Source organism: Micromonospora sp. LOL_024, assembly GCF_048060415.1.
Classification (GTDB): domain Bacteria; phylum Actinomycetota; class Actinomycetes; order Mycobacteriales; family Micromonosporaceae; genus Micromonospora.
The window spans coordinates 1-23,128 of sequence record NZ_JBHMIS010000027.1; the positions used below are offsets into that span (position 1 = coordinate 1).

Genomic DNA, 23,128 nt, shown 5'->3' on the forward strand with positions numbered 1-23,128 from the left:
CTACCGATGGCTCCACGTCCTTATCCCACACTGTCCGCTATGGACGTTACGCCCGTGTCATCCCGAACCGCCCCCGAAACCTTGCTGAGATCACCTCATTATGGGCTGTCCACGGACTGGGCAGAATAGAAACAGTGCCTTGATCGAGCAAATAGGACTTGCTGAGGGTCCGATGTTCTTGTCACGGAAGGCACTTGCTGGGTGAAGGCTACCGCAACACGTCCGAAGATCACGGTCACCGGCGACGGGCGGGGCGTGGTCGGTCACGCTGGTGCCCGGCTACTCGCTGACCTCGCTGACGTGACGGGGCTGACCAGCACGTTCAGCCAAGCCCTCGCCGGTCTGCGGTAGCGGCGGCGCAGTGGTCATGATCCGGGCCGGATTGCCGTGGATCTGGCGATAATGCTCGCCGATGGCGGTGAAGCGATCGCCGATCTCGCTGTGCTGCGTGATCAGGCCGGTTTGTTCGGGTCCGTCGCCTCCGAGCCGACCGCCTGGCGGCTGCTGTCGCAGGTGGACGAGGCGCTGCTGTCGGGCGAGCGACCGGTCGCGAGACCAACGTGGCTGCCGACGTCCTCGCTGTCAGCGGCGGCCAGCACGGCGTCCAACAGGCCGGGGAAACGGACGTGTAGGTCCTCCTGGCGCAGCACGACGTAACACCGGGTGCCTTCCTGGCGAGTGCGGGTGAGCCCCGCATCGCGCAGCACACGCAGGTGGTGGCTCAGCGTCGACTTGGACACCGGCGTCCGCAGCGCTCCCCAGCCGCGTTCGTGGCCGTCGGACAGCAGCCGGACCAGGCCGATCCGGATCGGGTCGCTGAGCGCGGCCATCACCTCGGTGAGGGTCATCTCGGCGAGTTCCGGATGCTGCGGATCCTTCATGCGACCATGATACCTTGTTCGATGTTCTACGAACTTCGAACAACGACAAGAGGTGGAGTTGTGACCACACTCCCAGACGCAGGCCGATTCACCGGTCGCGTGGCCGTCATCACCGGAGCAGGATCAGGAATAGGCCGCGCGACCGCTCTCGCGTTCGCTGAAGCCGGCGCGTACGTCCTCGGTGTCGGACGTCGCGCGGACGCACTGCACCGCATCGCCCAGGAGCATTCCGGCATCGCCGTTCTCGCCACCGACATCCGCGCGACCAGCGCTGGCCAGGCAATCATCGATGCCGCCATCGGCCGGTGGGGCCGGGTCGACGTGTTGGTCAACAACGCAGGTGCCACAGCCGTCATGCCGCTCGCCGACACGGTCGCAGACCGCATCACGAAGATGTTCGATCTCCACGTCACCGCGCCCAGCCTGCTCGCCCACGCAGCCCTACCCCACCTGAGACACACCCGCGGCTCAATCATCAACATCTCCAGCACCTACGGCCACCGTCCGGTAGCCGGCGCCGCCCACTACGCCGCCTCCAAAGCCGCTCTCGAACAGCTCACCCGATGCTGGGCGCTGGAACTGGCCACCGTCGGCATCCGGGTCAACGCTCTGGCTCCAGGACCCACCGAAAGCGAAGCCCTGCGCGCCGCCGGCCTGCCCGAACCCGTGGTCAACCAGATCAAGCAGGACGAAGTCGAACGCATCCCCTTGGGCCGCCGCGGCCGACCCGACGAAGTGGCCACCTGGGTACTCCGGCTCGCCGACTCCGCCGCTACCTGGCTCACCGGACAGATCCTCACCATCGACGGCGGTCTTGAACTCACCTGACAGCACCGACTCGGCTGCCGACCGATCGCGACGTGCGCGATCAGCGGCCCGCAACCCCCGAAGCCGCTTGGCGAGCCGCCTCCGATCGATTCACGGCGGGCAACGCGGCTTCAGCTGGCCAGCGGCTCCGGGTTACTGCCTCGGGTGGCTGTCTGCCGGGTCAGCATGCCGACGGCGGCGAGGACGCAGCAGGTCGCCACGGCGCCGAGCAGGAGGGTGTGTCCGCCGTCGATGTGCAGAACGGCGGCGGCGCCGAGAGGCGCGGTGGCCTTGGCGACGGTGACGGGGGCGGCGAGTCGTCCGGCGATGGTGGCGTAGGCGGCGGTGCCGTAGCGGTCGGTGAGCAGGGCTGGGGTGGCGAGGCTGGCGATGCCGAAGCCGAGCCCGAATCCGGTGACCGTGACGATGGCTCCAGCGCGGGTTCCGGCGGTGAGAGGCATGGTGAGTACGGCGACTGCCTGGATGACGAAGACCGCGGCGACGATGGTACTGACCGGGAGCCGGCGTTGGGCGGCGGTGAGGACGAGTCGTCCGGTGACGGACAGGACGCCGAGCAGGCCGGCGGTGGTGGCGGCGAAGGTGGCGGGGTGGCCGCGGCTGGTGAGGTAGCCGACCAGGTGGACAGCGATCGTGCTGGTCGCCGCGCCGTGAGCGACCAGGGCGGCGGTGAGAATCCAGAGCCGGGGTTCACGCATCGCTGCGCGTGCCACGATGCGTCGTAGCGTTTGGTCCGGCCGCGCCGTGGGGCTGGTTGTCCTGGCTTGTGACGGTTTGCGGATGTAGAGGGCGTGCAGGGGAACGGTCACGACGCCCTGGACGGCGGCGAGCGCGAGAAGCGCGCCGCGCCAGCCGAGGTGGGTGATCAGGTGGCCGGTGAGGGGCATGAAGATGGTGCTGGCGAACCCGGCGACGATGGTGACGGCGAGCAGGGCGGTGGGGCGTCGGTCGGGGGTGAACCAGGAGACGATGACGGCGAAGGCGGGTTCGTAGAGGACCATCGCGCCAGTGACCCCTACGCCGATCATGACTGCGTAGAGCTGCCCGATGGTCTGGACCTGAGACCAGGCGACCAGCAGGGCGGTGGCGGTGATCGAGCCGGCGGTCATCAGGGCGCGTCCGCCGTGTCGGTCGAGCCACCTGCCGACGGGTATGGCCATGAGGGCGCCCGCGAGGACACTGGCGGTCAGTGCGCCGGTGACGGCGGTGGTCGAGGCCCCGAGGCTTGTCGCCATGGGGCCGAGCAGAACCGCATAGGCGTAGTAGAGGGTGCCGTAGCCGATGGTCGAGGTGATGGCGAGGGCGGCGACGATGTGCCACCCGTGGCGCCCGCCCACTGTCGGGTCAGCGGACGCCACCATGGTGGTCATCACTTGCCTCAGCTGCCGCCGGTCTGGCCGCTCGCCGGAGTGTCGAGGGTGGTGGGGTTCACCGGCGCTGCGAGCAGGCCGCCGGAGATGCCGGTGGCAAGGCCCTTGGCGGCCGGCTGAGGGGTGGAGCCGTCGCAGCTGTCGGTGCCGGTGGCCTCGGCGGGGCTGCTGGTGCAGACGCCGGTTTCGGGTAGGTCGAGCTGGACGTCGCGGGCCGCCTGCCAGTCGCCGGCCAGGGCGGCTACGACGGAGCGGACCTGCTCGTAGCCGGTGGCCATGAGGAACGTCGGGGCACGGCCGTAACTCTTCATGCCGACGGCGTAGTAGCCGGTCTCAGGGTGGGCGAGCTCGTCGACGCCGTGCGGGGGGACGGTGCCGCAGGAGTGCTCGTTGGGGTCGATGAGCGGGGCGAGGGCGCGGGTGGCGCCCATGACCGGGTCGAGGTCCAGGCGTAGCTCGGCGGCGATGGCGTGGTCGGGGCGGAAACCGGTGGCAGCGACGAGCCGGTCCACGACGATCTGCTCGTCGGTGCCGTCGGCGTGGCGGACGACGACAGTGAGCCGGCCGTCGGTCGGCGCGAGGGCGTGGACGGAGAAACTGGTGAGCAACCGGATCCGGCCTGCCTCGACGTGGGCGCGCAGACGTGAACCGAGCGCACCGCGAGCGGGCAGGGCGTCGGCGTCACCGCCGCCGTAGGTGCGGGCCGGGGACGCGGACCGGGTAGCCCAGGCCACGTCGGTACCCGGCACCTCAGCGGCCAGCTCGGCCAGGGAGAGCAGCGTGTTGGCGGCAGAGTGGCCGGCACCGACGACCACGGTGTGCCGACCCGCGAAGCGGCTTCGGTCCGCGCCGAGCACGTCCGGCAGCGCGTGCTCCAGGTACGCGGCGGCGGCCCGCTCACCGCTGGCGGGCAGGCCGGACGCGCCGAGGACGTTGGGCGTACCCCAGGTGCCAGAGGCATCTACGACGGCCCGGGCGAGGATTTCCTGCCCGTCCGTGAGGCGGACCAGGAACGGAGTCTGCTCGCGCCCGGCGGTGCGGAGCCGGTCGAACCCGAGTCTGCTGACCGCCTCCACCCGGGCACCGCAGCGCAGGTGCGGCTTGAGCTGCGGCAACTCGGCGAGGGGCTGCAAGTAGTCGGCGGCTAGTTCCCTACCGGTGGGCAGGGCCGCGAGGTCGGGGGCGATCCAGCCGGCGTCATCGAGCAGACGGCGGGCGGCCGGATCGATGTTGTACCGCCACGGGGAGAACACCCGCACGTGCCCCCACTGCCGTACGGCAGCGCCAGCGCTGTCACCGGCCTCGAGAACGAGGAAGGGCAGGCCACGCTCGTGCAGGTGTGCGGCGGCGGCCAGGCCGACCGGCCCCGCGCCGATGACGGCGACGGGCAACTGGTCCAGAGCGCTCATCAGGAACTCCTTACGTCGGAATCTGTCGAATCAGCAGGGTGTCGCGGGCCATCGGGTCACTGCGGCGGCGGTGGGGCCTACTGGGAGTTGGCCGGTATGGCCGAGGTCATCGGCAGCACCCCTGTCCGGCGTCGATGGCATCGGCCTTCGCCTCTGCGTCGCAGCAGGAACCGGCGCTCTGGGCGGCCTCCGCCGTGCCGCAGCAGGGGCTGGAGGTCGTCGTCTCTCCGGCGGGTGGGCGGACCGAGTCGGCCGCCTCGGCGGGGCTTGCGCAGCAGGATCCGGATCCGGTGACCGCCGGGGCGGCAGCCGGGTCGCCGGCAAACCCGCCGGTGGTCTGGGCGTTTTCGCTCATCAGAGATGTTCCTTCCGTTTGTCGAGGGCTGGTCAGGGCGTAGACGGTGGCGCTGGCGCTTTCGTAGCGGCGCTGCGTGCTGGGCGGCGGTTGACACCTCGGTCCAGGAGTCGCCACGGCACTTCCGTCGGTGCCCGTTGGCGGCCGAGCCTTGTCGAACATGACGACTCCCCCTGGCAACGCTTGTCTTGATGTCCGTCTAAACAAGGCTCGCACGTTGATTAGAGGATTGTCAACCTAGGGATATGTCGAAACAACGTGCGCCGCTCGCCGTGCTCAACCTGAACGGCGACGCGGGCGTGGCCGGAGGCGGCCGGTGGTAGCCGGTGGCGGAGCGGTCACCTCCCGACGCGACGGCAAGACGATGTACTACCGGGCCGACCGCGACGGCGCCCTCGCTGCCCTGGCGGACCTGCAGTCGTACCTCAACACCTGCTGCTGACACCCTGAGAAACGGCCACCCTGCCGGGTCGGGGGCGTCCGCCGCCGGCGACCTTGGGCCTACGGCTGCCGTCCGGGGGGGGCAGGCGATGCCAGCTCTCCCACACGAACTCACGGTGATCCTGCCCTCGTTCACCAGCTGATCGATGCTGACTGCTGCAACGATGCGAGATGTGGGAACTGTGAAGACTGCGATGCCTGCCATCTCGCCCCTCGCCGGCGAGCCGATCGAACGCGCCGACGCCGAGCGGCTCGCGGGAGTGCTCAAAGCGTTCGCCGACCCGGCCCGGCTGCGACTGCTCAGCCTGATCCAGTCGGCCCCGCAGGGGGAGGCCTCGGTCAGTGACCTCACCGCGCCCCTCGGGCTCTCCCAGCCGACCGTCAGCCACCACCTGCGGATCCTCACCGAGGCTGGCCTGCTGGAACGGGACAAGCGCGGCGTTTGGGCGTACTACCGCCTCGTGCCGTCCGCCATCGCCACGATCGCCGACCTGTTGACGCCACCCCGCAAGCGCGCAACGAAGAAGAACCGCTGACCGACGCCATCGAAGACTGCCCACCGGCGCCATCTGACCCGGCGGTACGACTCTCGATCAGGCGCACTCCCGTGGCGCGGATGCCGGTGATCGAGATGGTCGTACCCATGTCTTACGTTGGCCTCATGGACTGGAAGATCGAACTGATCCCCGTTCCGGTGACCGATGTCGACCGGGCCAAGGCGTTCTACCAGAGGGTGGGCTTCAACGCCGACCACGATCACAGGGTGCACGAGGGCCTGCGGTTCGTCCAGCTGACGCCCCCGGGCTCAGCCTGCTCCATCGTGATCGGCGAGGGCATCACCGACAAGACTCCGGGCAACAGGAGATTCAGGTTGTAGTCGCCGACGCCGCAGCGGCGCGCCGGCGACTGTTCGACGCGGGCGTCGATGTCAGCGATGTCGACCTCCAGGCATGGGGCAACTTTGTCTACTTCGGTGATCCTGACGGCAACAGGTGGTCGCTGCAGGCGATGAAGTCACGCCCCAACGGCTGATCGCCGGCCCACCACCGACGGCTGTCTCTTCGGGCACCGCCGATCGTGCGCCGGTAGGGCCACCTATCCAGCAGCCAAGGCACGTCGGGCCACAGGGCTCGTGAGGTGGCTGCGGTTGACAGGTCGGCGGCCAGCAGCGCGCGGGCGACGGCGAAGGTCGCCGCCAGCCAGAAAGCGGATGGAACGGTCAGCGACGGGCAGGTGTCGGCGTCGGTAGTGCTGCGAGACCTACGAACGGCCCGCCAGCCGGTAGGCCACGCCCGCTTCGGTGGCGGTGCCCTCCTCGCGGTACAGACCGTGCGCCGCGTGCTCGCCGGTGGCCGGCAGGGCGAACCAGGCGTACCGCTCGACGTACGGCGTGGCCTGCAGTGCGGCGGTCGCCTTACCGATGAACGTGACGAGCTGCTGCGGCGTCGGGTGGCGGGCCGTGCCCTGAGTGAAATCGATCAGGCCGAACTCGGTGACCCAGATCGGCAGGCGGTAGCGCTCGTGGACCGCGTGCACGTACTGCATCAGGTGGCTCGCGGCGTCGTCGCCGAAGTCCGAGCCGTACCAGTGCAGGGCGATGAAGTCGACGCGCAGCCCTCGGTCATGGGCGCCGGCGAGGAACTGGTCCAGCCAGCCACCCGGGTTTTCGGCGCCGAAGGCGACGGCGGGGCTACCCAGCCGCATGCCAGTGCTCTGGAGCCGGGGCCACAGGTCCAGCGCGTGGTCGACCGACATGTTCGCCTGCGACGGTAGGTCCGGCTCGTTGAAGCCGAGCAGCGTGCGGCCGGCCCGTTGTGCGGTGTCCAGTTCGGCGTCGTTGACGAACGCGGCACCCCAGATCATCGGTACGAACTCGGCCGTCGCCGGCACGTCGCTGTTCGAGGTGGACCAGTCGTGGTACCAGGCCGCACCCACATCGCGGATTACGTCGCCGCCGGGCGAAAACGCCCATGTGGCTACGCCCTTCTTGCCCGCAGGCCCGGCCACTGCCGGACCGCCGTCCGGCGCCCATGCCTGCGTGGCGGCGCCGGAGCAGCTGCGAATATGTAGCGTCGTCCCAGTCGCTGCCCCACCGGCGTCCAGGCACTTGCCCGACCCCGTGTTGATCAGCTGCCCATTGTCCGGTATCCAGCTCTGCGCCTCGGTGCCATTACAGTCCCACAACTGCACCCGCGCGCCATCTGTGTGGGAGCCGCCGGCCACGTCCAGGCACTTACCGAGCGCGCGCAGCGTGCCCTGACGCCCGATCCCAGCCCAGTTCTGCGCGTTGGTGCCGTTGCAGTCCCACAGTTGCACGGGTGTGCCGTTCACAGTTCCGGACCATTGGATGTCGACGCACTTCCCGGCCACACCGACGATCTGTCCGCTGGCGTCGGCCATCGCCGACGGTTCGGCGGCCAGGCCGGCCAGGGCCGCCGAACAGGTCAGGGTGGCGATAACACGCATGAGCCGCCTGCGGCTCGTGTTACGTGAGGTCATGAACGCGCTCCTCGACATCATGGCTGGTCGCGTGTACCACGGCCCGCAGCCGGCCACGGTTCACCGTCGCGTGACTCCTTTCGTCTCAGAGCAGCGGCTGAGGGGCGTCGGCCGTGCTCGGGGCCGACAATCGGCGGGACTGCTGGTAGCGGCCCGTGGCATCGGTGGTCGCCAGGGCCGGATTCCGGCGACCCGGCGGGGCTGCGCCGGCTCCCCACTCGGAGACCACGTCGTGCCTGTCCACTGGCGCAGGACGCCCGGACGCCGCAGCTGATCGCAGGGATAGGATCCGACGATCCGGTCTGAGGAAGAGCGACTCTGGTGCAATCAGATCCGCACGCGGCGAGTCCTACCCGTCGGATGGGTGGGTGGATGAGTGACGACGAGTTTCTTCAGGCGATGCGGGAACACCTGGATCTGGTCTATAGCCTGGCCCGGCGGCTGACCCGGTCGCGACCGCAGGCCGAGGACCTGGTTCAGGATACGTACCTGCGCGCGTTGCGGGGGTGGCGGCGACGGCCACCGGACGACGTGCGGGCATGGCTCGCGACGATCTGCCTGAACGCCGCTCGCGCGGGGTGGCGGTACGAGTCCGTCCGCCCAGTCGAGGTTCTCGACCCCGACGCCGGCACGTCAGCGCAGGCCAGCAACGACACCGCGGGCGAGGCGATGGGCGTACTTGTCCGCGACCAGGTGCACCGCGCGTTGTGGCAACTCCCGGCCGCGCAACGCGAGGCGATCGCGTTGATGGACCTGTGCGGGTTCACCGCAGCCGAGGTCGCGGCGATGACCGGGGCTCCGCGCGGCACGATACTGGCCCGCGTGCACCGCGGGCACAAGAAGCTCGCGGAGTTGCTGCAACGGCAGGGGGTGACGGCGGAATGAGGCACCAGTACGGCGACGCCACCCTCGGCGCCTACCTGGCCGGTGAGCTGCTCGACGGGCCGCGCGAGGCGTTCGAGAGGCACCTGCTGACCTGCGACAGCTGCTGGACCGACGTCGACGCCGGACGTCGAGGGCGGACGCTCGCCCACCTGGCCCGGGAACCGGCACCGGCGTACCTGGCCGTCCGACTGGCCGCCGTCGTCGTGGCCGAGCGGCACGTCCCACCGCGCAGCCACTCGGTGCTCGGCGGGTGGCTGTCTTCGCTGCGCAGGCTCAGGCACGGGCATTCCCGGAGCTCGTGGGCGCTGGCCGCCGCCCTGGTCCTGGTCGCGGTCCTCGGTGCGGCGGTCGTCGGCCGCGACGGCGGAACCACGCCCGCACCGCAGATCGCCGTCGCCGTCGCCGGCTACCACGACGGCCGCCTGCCGGGCACGACCATTCCTGTCCGATCGGGCCCGGACCTGTCTGCGCTGCGTCTGACCGGAGCCGGCGCCAGCGCCGGTGAACTGGCCGGACAACCGGTGACCGGGTACGCCTACCGGGATGGCACCGGACGGCGTCTGCTCGTCTACGTCAGTGACAAACCGTTCCCCATGTCCCCGCAGGCCGAGAACCCGATGGGGACCGACGGCGCCGCGATGATGCACCTGAATGGCGTTGTCGTCCTCTGTTCCCGCCGCCCGCACACCGCGCTCGTGCTGGGCGAGGACGAGGACCTCGTACGGCAGGCGGCCGTCACCCTTGACCTGATCTGAACCGTATTCACGGGCCGTCCGCGGCACGCCAACCGAGTAGCAGACGAGATGGAGCATCGATGAAGGCACGGCAGGCACTACTTGCCCTGGTGGTGGTCGGCATGCTGGCCCTGGCCGGTTGCGGGAACGGCTCCGGCCAACAGACAACCACGCCGGAGAGCTCGACGACGGGAGTCGCCGACGTGGGGACCGACAGCTACGACTTCTCCGTCGCCACCCTCGACGGCGGTAGTTTCGACGGTCACAGCCTGGCCGGCAAACCTGCGCTGTTGTGGTTCTGGGCCCCGTGGTGCCCCACCTGCCTGACGCAGGCGCAGCCGGTCGCCGACCTGGCAGCCAAGTACCAGGGCAAAGTCACCGTGGTCGGGGTGGCCGGGCTGGACGGGGTGCCGGCGATGCACGATTTCGTGCGGATGGCGAAGCTGTCCGGGTTCCCGCAGTTGGCCGACGAGCAGGGCGTGGTGTGGAAGCGGTTCAAGATGACCGAGCAGAGCACCTTCGTGGTGCTCGACCGCTCGGGCACGGTCGTGGAACGCGGCCGGGCAGACGTCGACAAGCTGCACGACGTGCTCGACCCGTTGCTGGCCGGTTGAGATGGGTGACGCACCGCTGGCACTGGCATTGGCCGCCGGCATGGTCGCCGCGGTCAACCCGTGCGGGTTCGCGCTGCTGCCGGCGTACCTGTCGCTCCTGGTGGCCGGCGAAGCTGCGACCGGGCGTGGTGCCGCTGTCGGCCGGGCCCTGACCGCCACGGTCGCGATGACCGTCGGTTTCGTCGCCGTCTTCGGCCTGTTCGGTCTGGTCCTCACCCCCGTGGCCGGCACGTTGCAGAGACACCTGCCGTGGGTCACCGTCACCATGGGCGTACTGCTGGTCGGATTGGGCGGTTGGCTGCTGTCCGGCCGGCAGTTGCCCGGCCTGCGGTTGGCGGTGTCGCGTGCGCCCACCGTGCACCGGTCGTTGCCGTCCATGGTGGTGTTCGGCGCCGCCTACGCCGCAGCGTCGCTGTCATGCACAATCGGCCCGTTCCTGGCCATCGTCGTGAGCAGCTTCCGCGCCGGCTCGATCGTCGCCGGAGTCGGGCTGTTCTGCGCGTACGCGGCCGGTATGGGCCTGACCGTCGGAGTCGCCGCCCTCGCCGTCGCCCTCGCCCGTGACGGTCTGCTCCGCCGGATCCGCCGCGCAGCACCGCTGTTGTCCCGCCTCGGTGGTGTCCTGCTCGTGGCCGCCGGCGCCTACGTCGCATGGTACGGCTGGTTCGAGATCCGCATCCTGCGCGGCGCCACGACCTACGATCCGATCGTCGACGCGGCCGCCACCGCCCAGCGCTGGCTGGCGACCCTGCTCGACCAGACCGGCGCCGGGACCCTCACGGTGATCCTGGCTGTTCTCCTGACCGGCGCCGCCCTGAGTTGGTGGCGCCAACGACGACGCTCCTCGCAGCGGGGTGATCGGGAAGCTGAGCGCCAGGCCGAACGCGGCGGCGCCGGTCGCGTCGGTAGCGAGAGCTGATCATTGGTTGCGGCACCACGGCGAGGTCGACCTGGGGGTGACCGAAAACAGCTGCAGTAGCGCGAGGTACTGCGTGGGGTCGGTATGGGCGAGTAGCTCCCATCTATCCGTGGACTCCCTGCCCACTCGGCCGAGCAACAGGCGGCGGTGCGGCGTGGCCGGGTCGCTGAGAGCGAGATCCGGCAGGCCGCGCGGAGTCAGGGCGCCGGCGATCTCTCCGATATCGCGGCCGTGGTGCTGGAGGAGCGGTAGCTGGCGCTGGGTCCACGCCGCCCGGGAACCGTGTTCGCCTGCGCCCGGTTGATGTTCGAGCTTTTCGTGAACCAGTGGCAGGCGCTCGTTCGGTACAGCCAGGGGCCCTTTCTACCGCGAGTATTCGCCTGACTGATGACCCAGCTTGGTGGCATCGTCAGGTAAAAAAATGTTCATGTTTGACTATGAGTGGACATCACCCTCACCAATGTCACCACGACCACCGATCCGACGACGAGGTGCCGTACGGTCAGGTCAACGTCACTGCGCCACTGGGTCGGCGGGCGCTGCTGGCCGTTGCTTACCGCCCTGTGGGGCGGCAAGTAGGGCATCCACCTAGGTTCAACTGACTGGTCGTGCCCCGGCCCCGATTGCGGACCGGTCGTCCTGTGTCCGTGTGCCGGCTCCGAGGACGCCGGCGGCGAGCGCGGTCAGGGCCGCCAGAGCCGCGACGAACGGGCCGCTGCCAAGCCGGGGATTCACCATCGGAATCCACTCGTCGAACAGTGCTGCCGCGTTGTCGTAGCCGAGCGCGACGAACACCGTGGCTCCCACGACGAGGACACCCGCGCCTGCCGCCTACACGAGCGCCGATACCCGCTTGGGTGAGGTGAGCAATGTCCACAGGGCACACGTATAAGCCACGGCGACGGCCACCAGGTGTAGGCCCCAGTAGAGCAGTCGCCACGCGCCGATGCTGATCGTTCCGTACCAGACCCAGGGGATGACGAGCACCGAAAGCACGCTCACGCAGGCCGCCACGCCTACAACTCCGAACGCGATCGCTCTGACCTTCATGTTATCCGCTCCGTGAACCGATGCCTTGGGTGAATGTGACGGCCCACCGGCCGCCACATTCACCTCGCCAACGATGCCGCTATGACGTCTGTAGCGTCAGACCCATTATTGCGATGATGCACGGTATCTCGGTGAAGATGATGTTCTCGTATGATAGGTCGGGCGTCACCGGGGTGTTCCCCGCACTGACGACACCCCGCGCGGCGACATACCCGTCCTCGCGACGGCATTTCCCTACCTCTACCGCGTGGCGGGCACATCGCTCTACCGCTACACCGAGATTTACGTGATCTGCCGGTAGCGGCCCTGGCCGTCGGCGGATCCCGGAGAGTGCTCGCCACCGACAGGCGTTGGGACACCAGGCTGGTGGAAGCCGGGGTACGGCACAGGGTTGGATTAGCCTGCCTGGTCATGGAGACAGCGGACGACCGGCTCGAACTGGCCGTCGACCCGCGCCGGCCCACCGGGCGCACGCTCCTCGCCGACGGCGTCGAGCAGTCGTACGTGGACGTGGCCGATCCCTTGTACCTGCACTTCGAGTACGTCCGCAGGATGGCCGCCGTGGTCGATCAGGCGGCGCCGGCCGGCGTTCCGCTGCACGTGCTGCACCTCGGCGGCGGCGCGCTGACGCTGCCGCGCTACGTAGCCGCGACCCGGCCCGGCTCGGCGCAGCTGGTCGTCGAGCGGGACCCGGCCGTGGTCGAACTGGTGGCGCGTGACCTACCGCCGCGCCCGGCCGGTGTCGAGGTCCACATCGCCGACGCGCGGGAGGCCGTCGCTGCCGCTCCGGCCAGCGCTTACGACCTGGTACTCGCCGACATCTACCGGGCGGCCCAGATGCCGCCGCACGTGGCCACCGTGGCATTCGCCGCCGAGGTCGCGCGGGTGCTGCGACCGGATGGCACCTACCTGGTCAACGTGGTCGACCTGCCGTCTCTGGTGCTCAGCCGGGCGCAGGCAGCCACCCTGCGAGCGGTCTTCGCCGACGTGTGCGTCGTCGCCGACCGGCGGATGCTGCGGGGCCGGCGGTACGGCAACGTGGTCCTCGCTGCGGCGCGGCGCCCGAACCGTCTGCCCGTGGCACGCCTGCTGGTGCGGGCGCGGCGTGATCTGCTGTCCGGCGGTTTGCTGCACGGGTCGGCGCTCGACACGTTCATCGCCGGAACCCGGCCGCACACCGACGACACCGAGCCCTGAACAGTTCGGCTGGCCGAGGTGTCGCAGCTCCCGGCTCGCCCCGCCGGCTGCGGCCGTGGTCACGACGCAGAGCCACGGCCCGCAGGTCGGGGTGTACGGGTGCGGCCGATTGACTGCTCCCGCACGCCCCGACCAGGCTCCACCGGCCGGTGGAGGGCCCTCAGGGGGTCAGTACGACGGTGGAGACGCTGCGTGCGCCGACGTTGACGGTGAGATCACCTCTGTGGACCTCGATGTACTGCCTCGACGGCGCGAGCCAGCAACCTTGGTGCCTGGCTGCAGTTGAATCGCGGTGCGCGGTGCTTGGATGGAAACAGTGTGCGGACCGGTCGGGCAGCAGTCCCGATCAGCAGGCGGGATGTGTGCCCCGCGCGCCGCTACGCTCCGGCGCCGGCCGGAGCCGTCCTGCGAAGGACGGCGACGCAGGCCAGCCCGAGAAGAAGCTCCACGGCTGCGGCCAGAATCAGCCCGGTGGCCGGCCGCCCGTCCAGCACGAGGCTCAGCAGCCGGGCGAAGGCGTACGAGAGGTGGACGAGCGCACCGGAGAGGCTGGAGGTGAAGGTTAGTCGTGCGACGAACGCACCGGCCATGATCAGTACGCCGAGCGACAGCAGCGCTCCGCCGGCGGCCCGAGCTTCGCTGAGCAGGCTGCTGTCGCCGCCCAGGTCGATGCCGTTAGTGCTGTGAAAGGACTCCGGGGCGAGCAGGGTCGCTGCGCCGATGCCAGCCAGCGCAAACCCGGCGATGAGGAGGGTGGCCTTCTGGATCCGGCTCATGCGGTCGTCCAGACGCCGGTTCGCGTGGCGGTCCGGCAGAAGTCGGCGAAGTCGCGAGGCTCGCGGCCGAGGGCTTCCTGCACCCCACGGCCGAGCGACTGGTTCCGTCCGTCGAACACCTCCCGGCACAGTCCGGTGAGTAGGTCGGCGTGGTCGGGCCCGACACTTTCGGTGAGCGCGGCGTGGAACTGCTCCAGGGAGATCGGCGCGTACCTGATGTCTCGACCGGTGGCCTCGGACATCTCCGCGGTGGCCTCGGCGAAGGTCAGCAGGCGTGGCCCGGTCAGCTCGTAGAGTCGGCCATCGTGCTGGTCGCCGGTGAGCGCGGCGACCGCGACGTCGGCGATGTCGTTGACGTCTACGAACGGCTCACCGACCATTCCGGCGGGAAGCGCGACGGTCCCGGCCAGAACCGGTTCCAGCAGGTCGCCCTCGGTGAAGTTCTGGAAGAACCAGCTCGCCCGGATGAGGGTGTGGCTCAGCCTGGACTCGCGGACGATCTGCTCACACCGCTGGGCGTTCGACTCGCCACGGCCGGAGAGCAGAACCAGCTGCCGCACACCGGCCCGGGTCGCCGCGGTGGTGAATGCCCTGATGGTGTCGGGGGCGCCGGGAGCCGCGAGATCCGGGTGGTAGGAGACGTACACCGAGGTGACCCCCTGTAGCGCCGCAGGCCAGGCCGAGGGCTGCTGCCAGTCGAATCGCGGGGTGGAGCGCCGGGACGCGCCGCGCACCGGGGTGCCGAGATCGTTTAGCCGGCGGACGATCCGGCGGCCGGTCTTGCCGGTCGAGCCGATCACGAGTGTGGTCATGACGGAAGCCTCCCGTGTTGGATTTGAGTCCAGCCTTCAGTCCAATCACTGGACGGACAATGCCCCCAGGTCCACATTGTTATGCAGATCGTCTGGGCTGATGGACGATCTATATGATCGATGCGACGATGTCGGGCATGCCGGTCGACCCGCTTGGTGAGGCTCTGCACCTCCTTCGACTCACGGGCACCCTCTATTGCCGCGCCGACCTGACCGCGCCGTGGGGCGTAGCGGTGCCAGCGATCGAGGGATGCATGGCATTGCAGGTCGTCACGGCCGGCGCGGGTCACCTGGAGGTCGACGGCACCGAGCCGCGGTTGCTGCGGCCGGGGACGCTCACGCTGCTCCCGCACGGAACGCCACACCTGTTCCGTAGTGACCCCACGGCAGCGGTCGAGCCGCTCTTCGACCTTCCGGTGGAGCAGATCAGCGATCGGTACGAGATCCTGCGGTATGGCGGCGGAGGTGCGCTCACCCAGGTCACCTACGCCGTGTTGCGCCTGGACCACGTCGCCGGCCGGCGGCTCATCGCGCAGCTACCCACCGTCGTCCAGGTCGACAACTTCGACGACGACGGATGGCTGTACAGCACGCTACGCTTCGTCTCCCGCGAGGCGGTGGCCCTGCGGCCGGGCGGCGAGACCGTCATCACCCGGCTGGCCGACATCCTGGTCATCCAGGCGATCCGGTCCTGGCTCGACTCCGCCCCGGAGGCCCGCCAAGGCTGGCTGGCTGCGCTCCGTGACGACCAGGTGGGTCGGGCGCTCGCCGCGATTCACCGGGCGCCTGCCCAGCAGTGGAGCGTCGAGTCCCTCGCCCGCGAGGTCGGCATGTCCCGCTCGGCGTTCTCCGCGCGCTTCACCGACCTGGTCGGCGAACCCGCCATGCGGTATCTGGCGCAGTGGCGGTTGCAGCTCGCCTGGGTCCACCTGGGCGAGACATCGGAGCCGCTGTCGGTGGTAGCCCGCCGGTTCGGCTATCAGTCGGAGGCGGCCTTCTGCCGGGCGTTCAAGCGGGCATTCGGCGTGCCGCCAGGAAGCGTACGGCGCCTGGCAGCGGATGCCCCTGCGTAGCGGGTGCTCCCGCAGAACTGCCGGCAGCCGGCGCGGGCTACCGCACCGTAGTGGCGTCGATCGCCTGACGGCACTGCCGGGCCAGCCGCCGCTGGCGGGTCAGTCTCTGCCACAGGCCCAGCGGCGGTGCCAGGGCGGTACGGGCCGGTGACTCCTCGACGGTGAGGTGGCCCTCGGCCAGCCGGCCCCGGGTGACCCAGGGCGTCCAGCGTTCGAGGTCGGGGGCGGAGAAGTCGTGCCCCAGCAGCACCGCCGGGCCGGTCGCCGGAGGGCGGCCGGCGAGACTCGTCAGCCGGATCGTGCCGTTTGCGGCGTCGACCCGGTCCACCGTGTCCACACGCAGGCCATGGTCGTCGCCGGCAACCGCCAGCACCTCGCCGCGCCCGCCGGACCGGACACCGACCGGGGTCGCGGAGACGCCGTCCAGCACCACGATCAACCGGGGGAGGTACCACCAGTGCTCGCGGCGCAGCAGTGGTGAGTCGACCAGCGCGCGTGCGGGCGGGTACTTGCGCAGTTCCTGGGTGAGTAGCCGCTCCGAGAACTCGGTGCCGTCGCGGTCCTCGATCAGCCGGGGCGGGCCGGCCAGTGCGGCCGGATGCCAACTCCGCCCGGTGAGCCGGTCGTCGGAGACCACCAGCGCGGCCACCGGGGCGGCGGCCACCCGGCGGGCCAGCGCCGCCTCGGCGTACGGGAAGGCGACGGCGGGTTTGTCGCCGAGCAGCAGCGGGGTGACCGGGTGGGCGTGCGGTCGTCCGACGGGGTCGATCCAGGCCAGTTCCCCGACCGTGGCGGCGTGGAACGCGCGGCGGATGTCTGCGTCCACGTTCATGTGATTCACGCCGTTCGATTGACCTTGGAATGTGATCGCCGTTACATTACCGGGAGGTTTCGGGATCTGCATAACGAGCGCCCACCCGGGGTGGGCTGCAAGGAGGCAGCCGTATGCCCGCCATCGTGGTTGTCCTCGCGGTCATGGCGATGTTCGCCCTCGGCTACCGGTACTACTCGCGCTACCTTGCCGGCCGGGTGTACGGACTGGACCCGGGGTACGTGACCCCGGCGCACCGGTTCACCGACGGAGTGGACTTCGTCCCCACCAACAAACATGTGCTCTTCGGTCACCACTTCACCTCGATCGCCGGCGCCGCCCCGATCGTCGGCCCGGCGATCGCCGTCTTCTGGGGGTGGGGTCCGGCGCTGGCCTGGGTGGTGCTCGGCACAATCTTCGCGGCCGGCGTGCACGACTTCGGCGCGCTGGCGGTCTCGGTTCGGCACCGGGCCCGCAACATCGGCACCCTCGCCGCCGACGTGATCAGCAAGCGGGCCCGAGCGCTCTTCCTGCTCATCATCCTCTTCCTGCTCACGTTGGTGAACGCGGTCTTCGCGGTGGTGATCGGGAACCTGCTCGTCGCTTACCCCGGCGCGGTCATCCCGATCTTCGTGGAGATCCCGCTCGCCATCGCGATAGGCCAGTACATCTACCGCAGCCGCAGCGCAGCCCTGGTGCCGTCGATCATCGGTGTGATCGCCCTCTACTTCCTGATCTGGGTAGGCAACATCTGGCCGATCGAGATCACCGGCGCGGCCGACGCGCTGGGCTTCGACCAGCCGCGCAACCTCTGGGTGATCATCCTTTTCGCGTACACCTTCATCGCCTCGCGCCTGCCGGTCTGGCTGCTGTTGCAGCCGCGCGACTACATCAACTCACACCAGCTGTTCATCGCCTTGGCGGTCATCTTCACCGGCGTGCTGGTAGGGATGGACCGGATCGTGGCACCGCTGGTCAACGACGTGCCTGCCGGCTCGCCGAGCATCTTCCCGTTCCTGTTCATCACCGTCGCCTGTGGGGCGATCTCCGGGTTCCACTCGCTGGTGGCGTCCGGCACCACCGCCAAACAGTTGGACAAGGAGACCGACGCCCGGTACGTGGGCTATGGCGGGGCGATCGGTGAGGGCAGCCTGGCGCTCGGCTCGATCATCGCGGTGACGGCCGGGGTGGCTGCCACCCGGGCCGAGTGGGACGGGCTGTACGCGACGCACACCGACGCCTCGGGTGGGGCAACCCGCAACTTCGTCAACGGCATCGCCAGTTTCGCCGAGAATCTGGGCTTCGAGTTCCAGCTCGCCACCGTCTTTGCGGCGGTGGTGGTGATCTCGTTCGCGGCCACCACGATGGACACCGGTGTCCGGTTGCAGCGCTACATCGTCCAGGAGATCGCCGAACTGGCCGGCTGGCGACGACTGTCGCGTCACCTGACGCTGACCGGGCTTTTGGCGATCGCCGCGCCGCTCGCACTCGCCCTGCTGCCCGGCGGCGGGGACGCGGGCTACACCTTCGGGGTGCTGTGGCGGCTGTTCGGCACGACCAACCAGCTCACCGCCGGCCTGGCCCTGGCCATGATCGCGGTCTGGGTGCTGCGCCGCCGCCGCAACCCGGTCGCGATCGTCGTGCCGCTGGTCTTCCTGCTGCTGATGACCACCTGGGCGCTGATCGTCCAGCTGCGCGAATTCATCGAGGCCGACGAGTGGGTGCTGGCACCTTTGGACGCCCTCATCTTCGTCCTCGCGCTGTGGTTGATCGTGGAGGCGGTGCTCGCGCTACGTCGTGCCAGCGGGCAGACCACCGAAGCCGACCCGGGCGACGGGCCTGGCCCGGACACCGGCGGCGGTGCCAGCGAGCCCGACGGGACCGGGCGCACGGTCGGCGTCGAGTCCGGAGGCAGTGCCGAGGTCGGCGCCGCCGACGATCGTCGCTGATGGGACGGCACCGGGTCCTGTTGATCCGACCGTGGCGTGCGGCCCGGGCCGGCTCCGGCTGCTGCGCCGGTGCGACCGGCATCGGCGGCGAAGGCTGGCACGAGGATCCCGCGTTCGCTCGTCAGCGGACCGAACTGCGGCCACTCAGTGAGGTCTACCTGACGCTACGCGCTGGGCTGCCACCCGATGTCGCGGTGGAGATCGTCGACCCGCACAACACCCTGTTCCTGGTTTCGGCGATCGTGCGGGACGGCCACCGGCACCGTCGGCCGTGGTGGGTTCTCCTGCGGGACCTGGCTCGCGCCCCCGGGTACGCCGCGATCATCGTGGACGGCCGGGTGGTCGGCGATGCCGGACTCCCGGCTCCCGAGCAGGCGCTGCGACTCATCCGTGAGGAGTTGGCCGCGCCGAGGGCAGTGCCGCGGCCAGCGGCTGGAACGTAGGCCGAAGATGGCGGTGGCTGCCGCGCGGAGGGCCACCGTCGCGGCCGGGCTGCCCTGCTTCGGTGCCGTCAGCTGCCGCAGCAGCCGCCGGCCTGGCTCGTCGACGGAGTGTCTACACCGACGAGGTTCAGCGGTGCGCCGAGCAGGCCGCCGGAGATGCCGGTGGCGAGTCCCCTGGCGACCGGCTCGGGGGCGGGACCGCAGCAGTCCTCGCCGGTGGCCGAGTCGTCGGGGTTGCTGTTGCAGACGCCGGTTTCGGGCAGGTCGAGTTGGACGTCATGGGCAGCCTGCCAGTCGCCGACGAGGGCGGCGACGACGGAGCGGACCTGCTCGTAGCCGGTGGCCATGAGGAAGGTGGGTGCCCGGCCGTAGCTCTTCATCCCGACGGCGTAGTAGCCGGGCTCGGGGTGGGTCAGTTCCTTGACGCCGTGCGGCGGGACGGTGCCGCAGGAGTGTTCGTTGGGGTCGATGAGCGGGGCGAGGGCGCGGGTGGCTCCCATGACCGGGTCAAGGTCCAGGCGCAGCTCGGCGGCGATGGAGTGATCCGGCCGGTACCCGGTGGCGGCAACGATGCGGTCCACCACGACCTTCTCCTCGCTGCCGTCGCCGGGGCGGATGATCACCGTGACCCGGCCGCCGGCCGGGTCGATCGCATGGACGGAGAAGCCGGTCAGTAGGCGGATGCGGCCGGCGTCGACGTGGGCGCGCAAGCGGGAGCCGAGCGCGCCACGCGCCGGAAGGGCGTCGGCCTCGGCGCCGCCGTAGGTGCGAGCCGGCGAGCCGGAACGGATCGCCCAGGTCACTTCGGTGCCCGGCTCCGTGGTGGCGAGTTCGGCGAGGGAGAGCAGAGTGTTGGCGGCGGAGTGGCCGGCGCCGACGACGAGGGTGTGCCGGCCGGCGAACCGGTCCCGGTCGGTGCCGAGCACGTCCGGCAGCGCGTGCTCGAGGTGAGCGGCGGCGTCGGGCTCGCCGCGGGCGGGTAGCCCGGAGGCGCCGAGCACGTTGGGGGTGTGCCAGGTGCCGGAAGCGTCGATGACGGCACGGGCGAGGATCTCCTGGCCGTCGGCGAGGCGGATCAGGAAGGGCGCCTGCTCGCGCCCGGCGGTGCGGAGCCGGTCGTAGCCGAGGCGGCTGAGCGCCACGACCCGGGCGCGGTAGCGCAGGTGCGGCTTGAGTTGCGGCAGGCCCGCGAGGGGCTGGAGGTAGCTGTCGGCGAGTTCGGCGCCGGTGGGCAGGGCATCCGGGTCGGGTGCGATCCAGCCGGCGTCGTCGAGGAGGCGGCGGGCGGCGGGGTCGATGTCGTACCGCCAGGGTGAGAAGACGCGGACGTGTCCCCACTGCCGCACGGCGGCGCCGGGGGCGTCGCCGGTTTCGAGGACGGTGAAGGGCAGGCCGCGCTCGTGTAGGTGCGCGGCGGCGGCGAGGCCGACCGGCCCGGCGCCGATTACGGCGACGGGTAGCTGATCCGGGTCGCTCATCGGGACTCCTTGTGCGGAACGATTCAGCCGGGCGGGGTGCGCCGGTCTCCGGGTCGAATGTCGGGTTCTCTGTCTCGACGTTCGTCAAAACAGACAGTTGCACGCTGGCTAGACAGCTGTCAACCTAGAGATATGTCGAAGCAGGCGGGACCGCTCGTTGATCTCACGGCCGCGCCGTGCTGTCCTCCACTGGCGCGGCAGCGGGTGCCGGGTGAGACCGCCGCAGTGCTCGCGCCCGCGTTCAAGGCGCTCGGCGACCCGGTTCGGCTGCAACTGATGTCGATGATCGCCTCTGCCGAGGGCGGAGAGGCGTGTGTCTGCGATCTGACGCCGGCCTTCGACCTGACCGGGCCGACGATCTCGCACCACCTCAGGACGTTGCGGGAGGCGGGCCTGGTCGACGCTGAGCGACGAGGGACGTGGATCTACTACCGGGCCAGACCTCAGATCCTCCGGCAACTGTCCGCGCTGCTGTCGATCGACCTCAGCTAGCACCCTCGGCCACAAGAGCCTGAAGACCATGGAGCTCGGCCGGGCGCCGTTCTGCTGTCTGCGCACGCGGTACAGCTCCACGGTGACGTCGACCTGTACGTCCAGCTCCGCGTGCTACGCGCCTAGTCGTGGTCGTCGTGGACCCGGCATCTGGGACAACCGCCGCTCGGTCGCGTCGAGGTAGTCGTGCAGCGCCCGACGGGACCGGGCGAGGGCGTCGATGCGCTCGTCCAGTCCGTGCAGGCGGTACGCAGGGCATCCAGCAGCTCGGGGCAGGGTTCGAGATCGTGGCCCTCTCCGGTGGCGCAGGGCGGCAGGTATGCGATTTCCCCAGGTGACGAGCCCGCCCGGCAGAAAGGTGTTTCGGGTGCTGCTGCCGGTCAGTTGGCCGGAGCCGCCGACGCAGTGCCGGCAGCGCCCGGCGGCCACCGGTGGATCGTGGCGGCCGTCAGCGGGTCAGCCGCACGCCGGCCTGCGCTGCGTGATCGAAGAGGTCGTTGACGAGGACCACGTCGCGGCCGGCGTTGGACAGCAGGGACGCGGCGACGGCGGCCCGGTAGCCGGAACCGCAGTGCACCCAGATCGTGCCTGCCGGGATGTCGGTCAGGCGGCGACGCAGGTCGGGCAGCGGCACGTGTATTGCATCGGCCACATGGCCGTCCCGCCACTCGTTGGTCAGCCGCACGTCGAGCACGACCTGCGGGTCCGGCAGCCCGGCCGGGGTTTGTCCGGCCTGCGCGGCGGCCAGCGTCGGGAAGTCGGCGACCAGCATCTCCCGTACCGCGTCGGGCTGGGTGGCCCACTGCTGTGGGGCCCCGGTCGCCTGGGCGGCGGGCCGGTCGATGCCGATGCGGACCAGTTCACGCTGTGCGTCGGCGACCTGTTCGGGTGTCTCGGCGAGCAGCGTGACCGGCGTGCCCCAGTCGATCAGCCAGCCGAGCCAGGTCGACATCGGTCCGTCGAGACCGAGGCTGATGGTGCCGGCCAGGTGCGAGACGGCGTACGCCTTGCGGTGTCGCAGGTCGACCACCCACTCCCCGGCTGCGATGCGGTCCCGTAGCTGCCCGGCGTCGGCCCGGGCCACCGGTGTGAGGTTTACGGGCGCCGGGCCGGCGGCGTTGGCCACCCCCATGTGCGCGTAGTACGCCGGGTAGGTGTCCAGACCGGCCAGGGTCTCGGTGACGAATTCCGCAGCGGCCAGCCGGAACACCGGGTTGGCCCGCTTCTCCCGCCCGATCGTCGACTCCGGGGCATCGGCCTGGCTGGCCGAGCAGAAGCTGCCGAATCCGTGGGTGGGCCACACCTGTGCCCCGTCGGGCAGCAGCTCGGCCAGCCGCTTCGCCGAGGCGTGCTGCTGGTGGGCCAGTTCGTGCGCGTGCTGCTCGCCGAGCAGGTCGGTGCGGCCGGTGGTGCCGAACAGCAGCGACCCGCCGGTGAACACCCCGAGCGGCTTCCAGCCGCCGTCGGTGGATTCGTCCAGGACGTACGAAAGGTGGTGGAAGGTGTGGCCCGGAGTCGCCACCGCCCGGAACCGCACCGCTTCGGACACCCCGATGACGTCGCCGTCGGCGATCGGCAGCCGGTCGAAACCGACGTCGTCGGCCGCGGCCACCAGATAGCGCGCACCCGTCAGCCGGGCCAGTTCCAGCCCGCCGGAGACGTAGTCGTTGTGAATGTGGGTCTCGATCACGTGGGTGATCCGGGCGCCGACCGCGCCAGCGAGCCGCATGACCCGGTCGACGTCCCGTTGCGGGTCCACCACGACTGCTGTCCGGCCGTCGCTGGCCAGGTAGCTCCGGTCACCCAGGGACGAGGTCGCGATGACCGACACCTGCACCGCCATGCCAACTCCCCTCACGCCCGCTTATACCCATAGGGGTACGTGCGGGTCAGTTGTCCGCCATGCCCGACCACTTACCCGGTGCGCCTGCGAGGATGCGACCGGCTGGGTGGCAGTGGCTGGGCGCTTACCACCAACATACCCCAGGGGGTATCAAGAGCCCAGTCGGGTGGTACGAACCCGAACAACTGGTGGGGCCGGAGTGGCGGAGGAGACCAGCGGCGCCGGTCCGCGGCCGGAGGTGCTCCGACCGCGGACCGGCGCTGTCAGCCAGC

At 70.1% G+C, this 23,128-nt stretch carries 24 protein-coding genes and 2 pseudogenes; 14 read left to right on the forward strand and 12 right to left on the reverse strand.

Annotated features, from left to right (window positions below; translation table 11 throughout):
* Window positions 1–201 precede the first annotated feature (201 nt).
* Window positions 202–534: pseudogene (locus ACFHWY_RS22165) on the forward strand (transposase); the annotation flags it as partial.
* Here ACFHWY_RS22165 and ACFHWY_RS22170 read toward each other — a convergent pair.
* Complete coding sequence (locus tag ACFHWY_RS22170; protein ID WP_416582163.1) at window positions 453–881, reverse strand: ArsR/SmtB family transcription factor; 429 nt, start codon at window positions 879–881, stop codon at window positions 453–455. The pseudogene ACFHWY_RS22165 and the gene ACFHWY_RS22170 overlap by 82 nt on opposite strands.
* A 60-nt stretch (window positions 882–941) precedes the next feature.
* On the opposite strand from ACFHWY_RS22170, the gene ACFHWY_RS22175 reads away from it, so the two are divergent.
* Window positions 942–1,709 carry an SDR family NAD(P)-dependent oxidoreductase gene (locus ACFHWY_RS22175; RefSeq protein ID WP_416582164.1) on the forward strand — a complete coding sequence of 256 codons (768 nt, stop codon included), beginning with the start codon at window positions 942–944 and terminating at the stop codon, window positions 1,707–1,709.
* Window positions 1,710–1,819: 110 nt separating this feature from the next.
* Here the strand turns inward: ACFHWY_RS22175 and ACFHWY_RS22180 are convergent, their stop codons facing one another.
* The 3 genes from ACFHWY_RS22180 to ACFHWY_RS22190 form a co-directional block, all read right to left on the reverse strand.
* Entirely contained in the window at window positions 1,820–3,076 is a 1,257-nt protein-coding gene (locus ACFHWY_RS22180) for an MFS transporter (RefSeq protein WP_416582165.1), read from the reverse strand.
* Between the two features lie 8 nt (window positions 3,077–3,084).
* Window positions 3,085–4,485: an FAD-dependent oxidoreductase gene (locus ACFHWY_RS22185; protein WP_416582166.1), complete on the reverse strand. Its 1,401-nt coding sequence runs from the start codon at window positions 4,483–4,485 to the stop codon at window positions 3,085–3,087.
* Between the two features lie 106 nt (window positions 4,486–4,591).
* On the reverse strand, window positions 4,592–4,840 hold the full coding sequence (locus tag ACFHWY_RS22190; RefSeq protein ID WP_416582167.1) for a hypothetical protein: 249 nt from the start codon (window positions 4,838–4,840) through the stop codon (window positions 4,592–4,594).
* Window positions 4,841–5,156: 316 nt separating this feature from the next.
* Between ACFHWY_RS22190 and ACFHWY_RS22195 the strand changes: the two genes are divergently transcribed.
* The 3 genes and pseudogenes from ACFHWY_RS22195 to ACFHWY_RS22205 all read left to right on the forward strand — a co-directional run bounded on the left by ACFHWY_RS22195 (window position 5,157) and on the right by ACFHWY_RS22205 (window position 6,313).
* Window positions 5,157–5,282 (forward strand): hypothetical protein, encoded by a 126-nt coding sequence (locus tag ACFHWY_RS22195; RefSeq protein ID WP_416582168.1) that lies wholly within the window; start codon window positions 5,157–5,159, stop codon window positions 5,280–5,282.
* Window positions 5,283–5,475: 193 nt separating this feature from the next.
* On the forward strand, window positions 5,476–5,817 hold the full coding sequence (locus ACFHWY_RS22200) for an ArsR/SmtB family transcription factor (RefSeq protein ID WP_416582169.1): 342 nt from the start codon (window positions 5,476–5,478) through the stop codon (window positions 5,815–5,817).
* A gap of 125 nt (window positions 5,818–5,942) precedes the next feature.
* A pseudogene (locus tag ACFHWY_RS22205) lies at window positions 5,943–6,313 on the forward strand (VOC family protein).
* Between the two features lie 228 nt (window positions 6,314–6,541).
* Here ACFHWY_RS22205 and ACFHWY_RS22210 read toward each other — a convergent pair.
* Entirely contained in the window at window positions 6,542–7,780 is a 1,239-nt protein-coding gene (locus ACFHWY_RS22210) for a glycoside hydrolase family protein (RefSeq protein ID WP_416582170.1), read from the reverse strand.
* 372 nt (window positions 7,781–8,152) lie between these two features.
* Here ACFHWY_RS22210 and ACFHWY_RS22215 point away from each other — a divergent pair, with 372 nt between their 5' ends.
* Genes ACFHWY_RS22215 through ACFHWY_RS22230 form a run of 4 tightly spaced genes read left to right on the forward strand, consistent with a single transcriptional unit; the run spans window position 8,153 to window position 10,932 of the window.
* Window positions 8,153–8,665: an RNA polymerase sigma factor gene (locus ACFHWY_RS22215; protein ID WP_416582171.1), complete on the forward strand. Its 513-nt coding sequence runs from the start codon at window positions 8,153–8,155 to the stop codon at window positions 8,663–8,665.
* Complete coding sequence (locus tag ACFHWY_RS22220; protein ID WP_416582172.1) at window positions 8,662–9,420, forward strand: zf-HC2 domain-containing protein; 759 nt, start codon at window positions 8,662–8,664, stop codon at window positions 9,418–9,420. Before ACFHWY_RS22215 ends, ACFHWY_RS22220 begins: the two co-directional genes overlap by 4 nt.
* A 59-nt stretch (window positions 9,421–9,479) precedes the next feature.
* The gene (locus ACFHWY_RS22225) at window positions 9,480–10,013 is read left to right on the forward strand and encodes a redoxin domain-containing protein (RefSeq protein ID WP_416582173.1); all 534 of its coding nucleotides are present in this window, start codon (window positions 9,480–9,482) and stop codon (window positions 10,011–10,013) included.
* A 1-nt stretch (window position 10,014) separates the two neighbouring features.
* A complete protein-coding gene (locus ACFHWY_RS22230; protein ID WP_416582174.1) occupies window positions 10,015–10,932 on the forward strand; it encodes a cytochrome c biogenesis CcdA family protein in 918 nt (305 codons plus the stop codon).
* A 594-nt stretch (window positions 10,933–11,526) separates the two neighbouring features.
* Here ACFHWY_RS22230 and ACFHWY_RS22235 read toward each other — a convergent pair.
* Window positions 11,527–11,739, reverse strand: a complete 213-nt coding sequence (locus ACFHWY_RS22235; RefSeq protein ID WP_416582175.1) for a hypothetical protein — start codon at window positions 11,737–11,739, stop codon at window positions 11,527–11,529.
* A gap of 24 nt (window positions 11,740–11,763) precedes the next feature.
* Complete coding sequence (locus tag ACFHWY_RS22240; protein ID WP_416582176.1) at window positions 11,764–11,934, reverse strand: hypothetical protein; 171 nt, start codon at window positions 11,932–11,934, stop codon at window positions 11,764–11,766.
* A gap of 459 nt (window positions 11,935–12,393) precedes the next feature.
* Between ACFHWY_RS22240 and ACFHWY_RS22245 the strand changes: the two genes are divergently transcribed.
* Entirely contained in the window at window positions 12,394–13,179 is a 786-nt protein-coding gene (locus tag ACFHWY_RS22245) for a spermidine synthase (RefSeq protein ID WP_416582177.1), read from the forward strand.
* Between the two features lie 377 nt (window positions 13,180–13,556).
* On the opposite strand, the gene ACFHWY_RS22250 is transcribed toward ACFHWY_RS22245, so the two are convergent.
* Window positions 13,557–13,955 carry a DUF4345 domain-containing protein gene (locus ACFHWY_RS22250; protein WP_416582178.1) on the reverse strand — a complete coding sequence of 133 codons (399 nt, stop codon included), beginning with the start codon at window positions 13,953–13,955 and terminating at the stop codon, window positions 13,557–13,559.
* On the reverse strand, window positions 13,952–14,767 hold the full coding sequence (locus ACFHWY_RS22255; protein WP_416582179.1) for an NmrA family transcriptional regulator: 816 nt from the start codon (window positions 14,765–14,767) through the stop codon (window positions 13,952–13,954). The genes ACFHWY_RS22250 and ACFHWY_RS22255 overlap by 4 nt, the downstream gene beginning before the upstream one ends.
* 137 nt (window positions 14,768–14,904) lie before the next feature.
* Between ACFHWY_RS22255 and ACFHWY_RS22260 the strand changes: the two genes are divergently transcribed.
* Window positions 14,905–15,840 (forward strand): AraC family transcriptional regulator, encoded by a 936-nt coding sequence (locus ACFHWY_RS22260; RefSeq protein WP_416582180.1) that lies wholly within the window; start codon window positions 14,905–14,907, stop codon window positions 15,838–15,840.
* A 37-nt stretch (window positions 15,841–15,877) separates the two neighbouring features.
* On the opposite strand, the gene ACFHWY_RS22265 is transcribed toward ACFHWY_RS22260, so the two are convergent.
* Window positions 15,878–16,672, reverse strand: a complete 795-nt coding sequence (locus ACFHWY_RS22265; protein ID WP_416582181.1) for a pyridoxamine 5'-phosphate oxidase family protein — start codon at window positions 16,670–16,672, stop codon at window positions 15,878–15,880.
* Window positions 16,673–16,785: 113 nt separating this feature from the next.
* Between ACFHWY_RS22265 and ACFHWY_RS22270 the strand changes: the two genes are divergently transcribed.
* Window positions 16,786–18,600 carry a carbon starvation protein A gene (locus tag ACFHWY_RS22270; RefSeq protein WP_416582182.1) on the forward strand — a complete coding sequence of 605 codons (1,815 nt, stop codon included), beginning with the start codon at window positions 16,786–16,788 and terminating at the stop codon, window positions 18,598–18,600.
* Entirely contained in the window at window positions 18,600–19,043 is a 444-nt protein-coding gene (locus ACFHWY_RS22275) for a hypothetical protein (protein WP_416582183.1), read from the forward strand. Before ACFHWY_RS22270 ends, ACFHWY_RS22275 begins: the two co-directional genes overlap by 1 nt.
* Before the next feature lie 68 nt (window positions 19,044–19,111).
* Here the strand turns inward: ACFHWY_RS22275 and ACFHWY_RS22280 are convergent, their stop codons facing one another.
* Window positions 19,112–20,521 (reverse strand): FAD-dependent oxidoreductase, encoded by a 1,410-nt coding sequence (locus tag ACFHWY_RS22280; protein WP_416582184.1) that lies wholly within the window; start codon window positions 20,519–20,521, stop codon window positions 19,112–19,114.
* A gap of 132 nt (window positions 20,522–20,653) precedes the next feature.
* Between ACFHWY_RS22280 and ACFHWY_RS22285 the strand changes: the two genes are divergently transcribed.
* Entirely contained in the window at window positions 20,654–21,013 is a 360-nt protein-coding gene (locus ACFHWY_RS22285) for an ArsR/SmtB family transcription factor (protein ID WP_416582185.1), read from the forward strand.
* A gap of 448 nt (window positions 21,014–21,461) precedes the next feature.
* Here ACFHWY_RS22285 and ACFHWY_RS22290 read toward each other — a convergent pair whose 3' ends face one another.
* Window positions 21,462–22,856, reverse strand: coding sequence for an MBL fold metallo-hydrolase (locus ACFHWY_RS22290; RefSeq protein WP_416582186.1), 1,395 nt, complete (start codon window positions 22,854–22,856; stop codon window positions 21,462–21,464).
* Window positions 22,857–23,128 lie beyond the last annotated feature (272 nt).

Coding starts and splice junctions, on each gene's coding strand:
- ACFHWY_RS22170 (WP_416582163.1), bottom strand. CDS start 881: ATGAAGGATCCGCAGCATCCGGAACTCGCCGAGATGACCCTCACCGAG.
- ACFHWY_RS22180 (WP_416582165.1), bottom strand. CDS start 3,076: ATGACCACCATGGTGGCGTCCGCTGACCCGACAGTGGGCGGGCGCCAC.
- ACFHWY_RS22185 (WP_416582166.1), bottom strand. CDS start 4,485: ATGAGCGCTCTGGACCAGTTGCCCGTCGCCGTCATCGGCGCGGGGCCG.
- ACFHWY_RS22190 (WP_416582167.1), bottom strand. CDS start 4,840: ATGAGCGAAAACGCCCAGACCACCGGCGGGTTTGCCGGCGACCCGGCT.
- ACFHWY_RS22200 (WP_416582169.1), top strand. CDS start 5,476: ATGCCTGCCATCTCGCCCCTCGCCGGCGAGCCGATCGAACGCGCCGAC.
- ACFHWY_RS22210 (WP_416582170.1), bottom strand. CDS start 7,780: ATGACCTCACGTAACACGAGCCGCAGGCGGCTCATGCGTGTTATCGCC.
- ACFHWY_RS22215 (WP_416582171.1), top strand. CDS start 8,153: ATGAGTGACGACGAGTTTCTTCAGGCGATGCGGGAACACCTGGATCTG.
- ACFHWY_RS22220 (WP_416582172.1), top strand. CDS start 8,662: ATGAGGCACCAGTACGGCGACGCCACCCTCGGCGCCTACCTGGCCGGT.
- ACFHWY_RS22225 (WP_416582173.1), top strand. CDS start 9,480: ATGAAGGCACGGCAGGCACTACTTGCCCTGGTGGTGGTCGGCATGCTG.
- ACFHWY_RS22230 (WP_416582174.1), top strand. CDS start 10,015: ATGGGTGACGCACCGCTGGCACTGGCATTGGCCGCCGGCATGGTCGCC.
- ACFHWY_RS22245 (WP_416582177.1), top strand. CDS start 12,394: ATGGAGACAGCGGACGACCGGCTCGAACTGGCCGTCGACCCGCGCCGG.
- ACFHWY_RS22250 (WP_416582178.1), bottom strand. CDS start 13,955: ATGAGCCGGATCCAGAAGGCCACCCTCCTCATCGCCGGGTTTGCGCTG.
- ACFHWY_RS22255 (WP_416582179.1), bottom strand. CDS start 14,767: ATGACCACACTCGTGATCGGCTCGACCGGCAAGACCGGCCGCCGGATC.
- ACFHWY_RS22260 (WP_416582180.1), top strand. CDS start 14,905: ATGCCGGTCGACCCGCTTGGTGAGGCTCTGCACCTCCTTCGACTCACG.
- ACFHWY_RS22265 (WP_416582181.1), bottom strand. CDS start 16,672: ATGAACGTGGACGCAGACATCCGCCGCGCGTTCCACGCCGCCACGGTC.
- ACFHWY_RS22270 (WP_416582182.1), top strand. CDS start 16,786: ATGCCCGCCATCGTGGTTGTCCTCGCGGTCATGGCGATGTTCGCCCTC.
- ACFHWY_RS22275 (WP_416582183.1), top strand. CDS start 18,600: ATGGGACGGCACCGGGTCCTGTTGATCCGACCGTGGCGTGCGGCCCGG.
- ACFHWY_RS22280 (WP_416582184.1), bottom strand. CDS start 20,521: ATGAGCGACCCGGATCAGCTACCCGTCGCCGTAATCGGCGCCGGGCCG.
- ACFHWY_RS22285 (WP_416582185.1), top strand. CDS start 20,654: ATGTCGAAGCAGGCGGGACCGCTCGTTGATCTCACGGCCGCGCCGTGC.
- ACFHWY_RS22290 (WP_416582186.1), bottom strand. CDS start 22,856: ATGGCGGTGCAGGTGTCGGTCATCGCGACCTCGTCCCTGGGTGACCGG.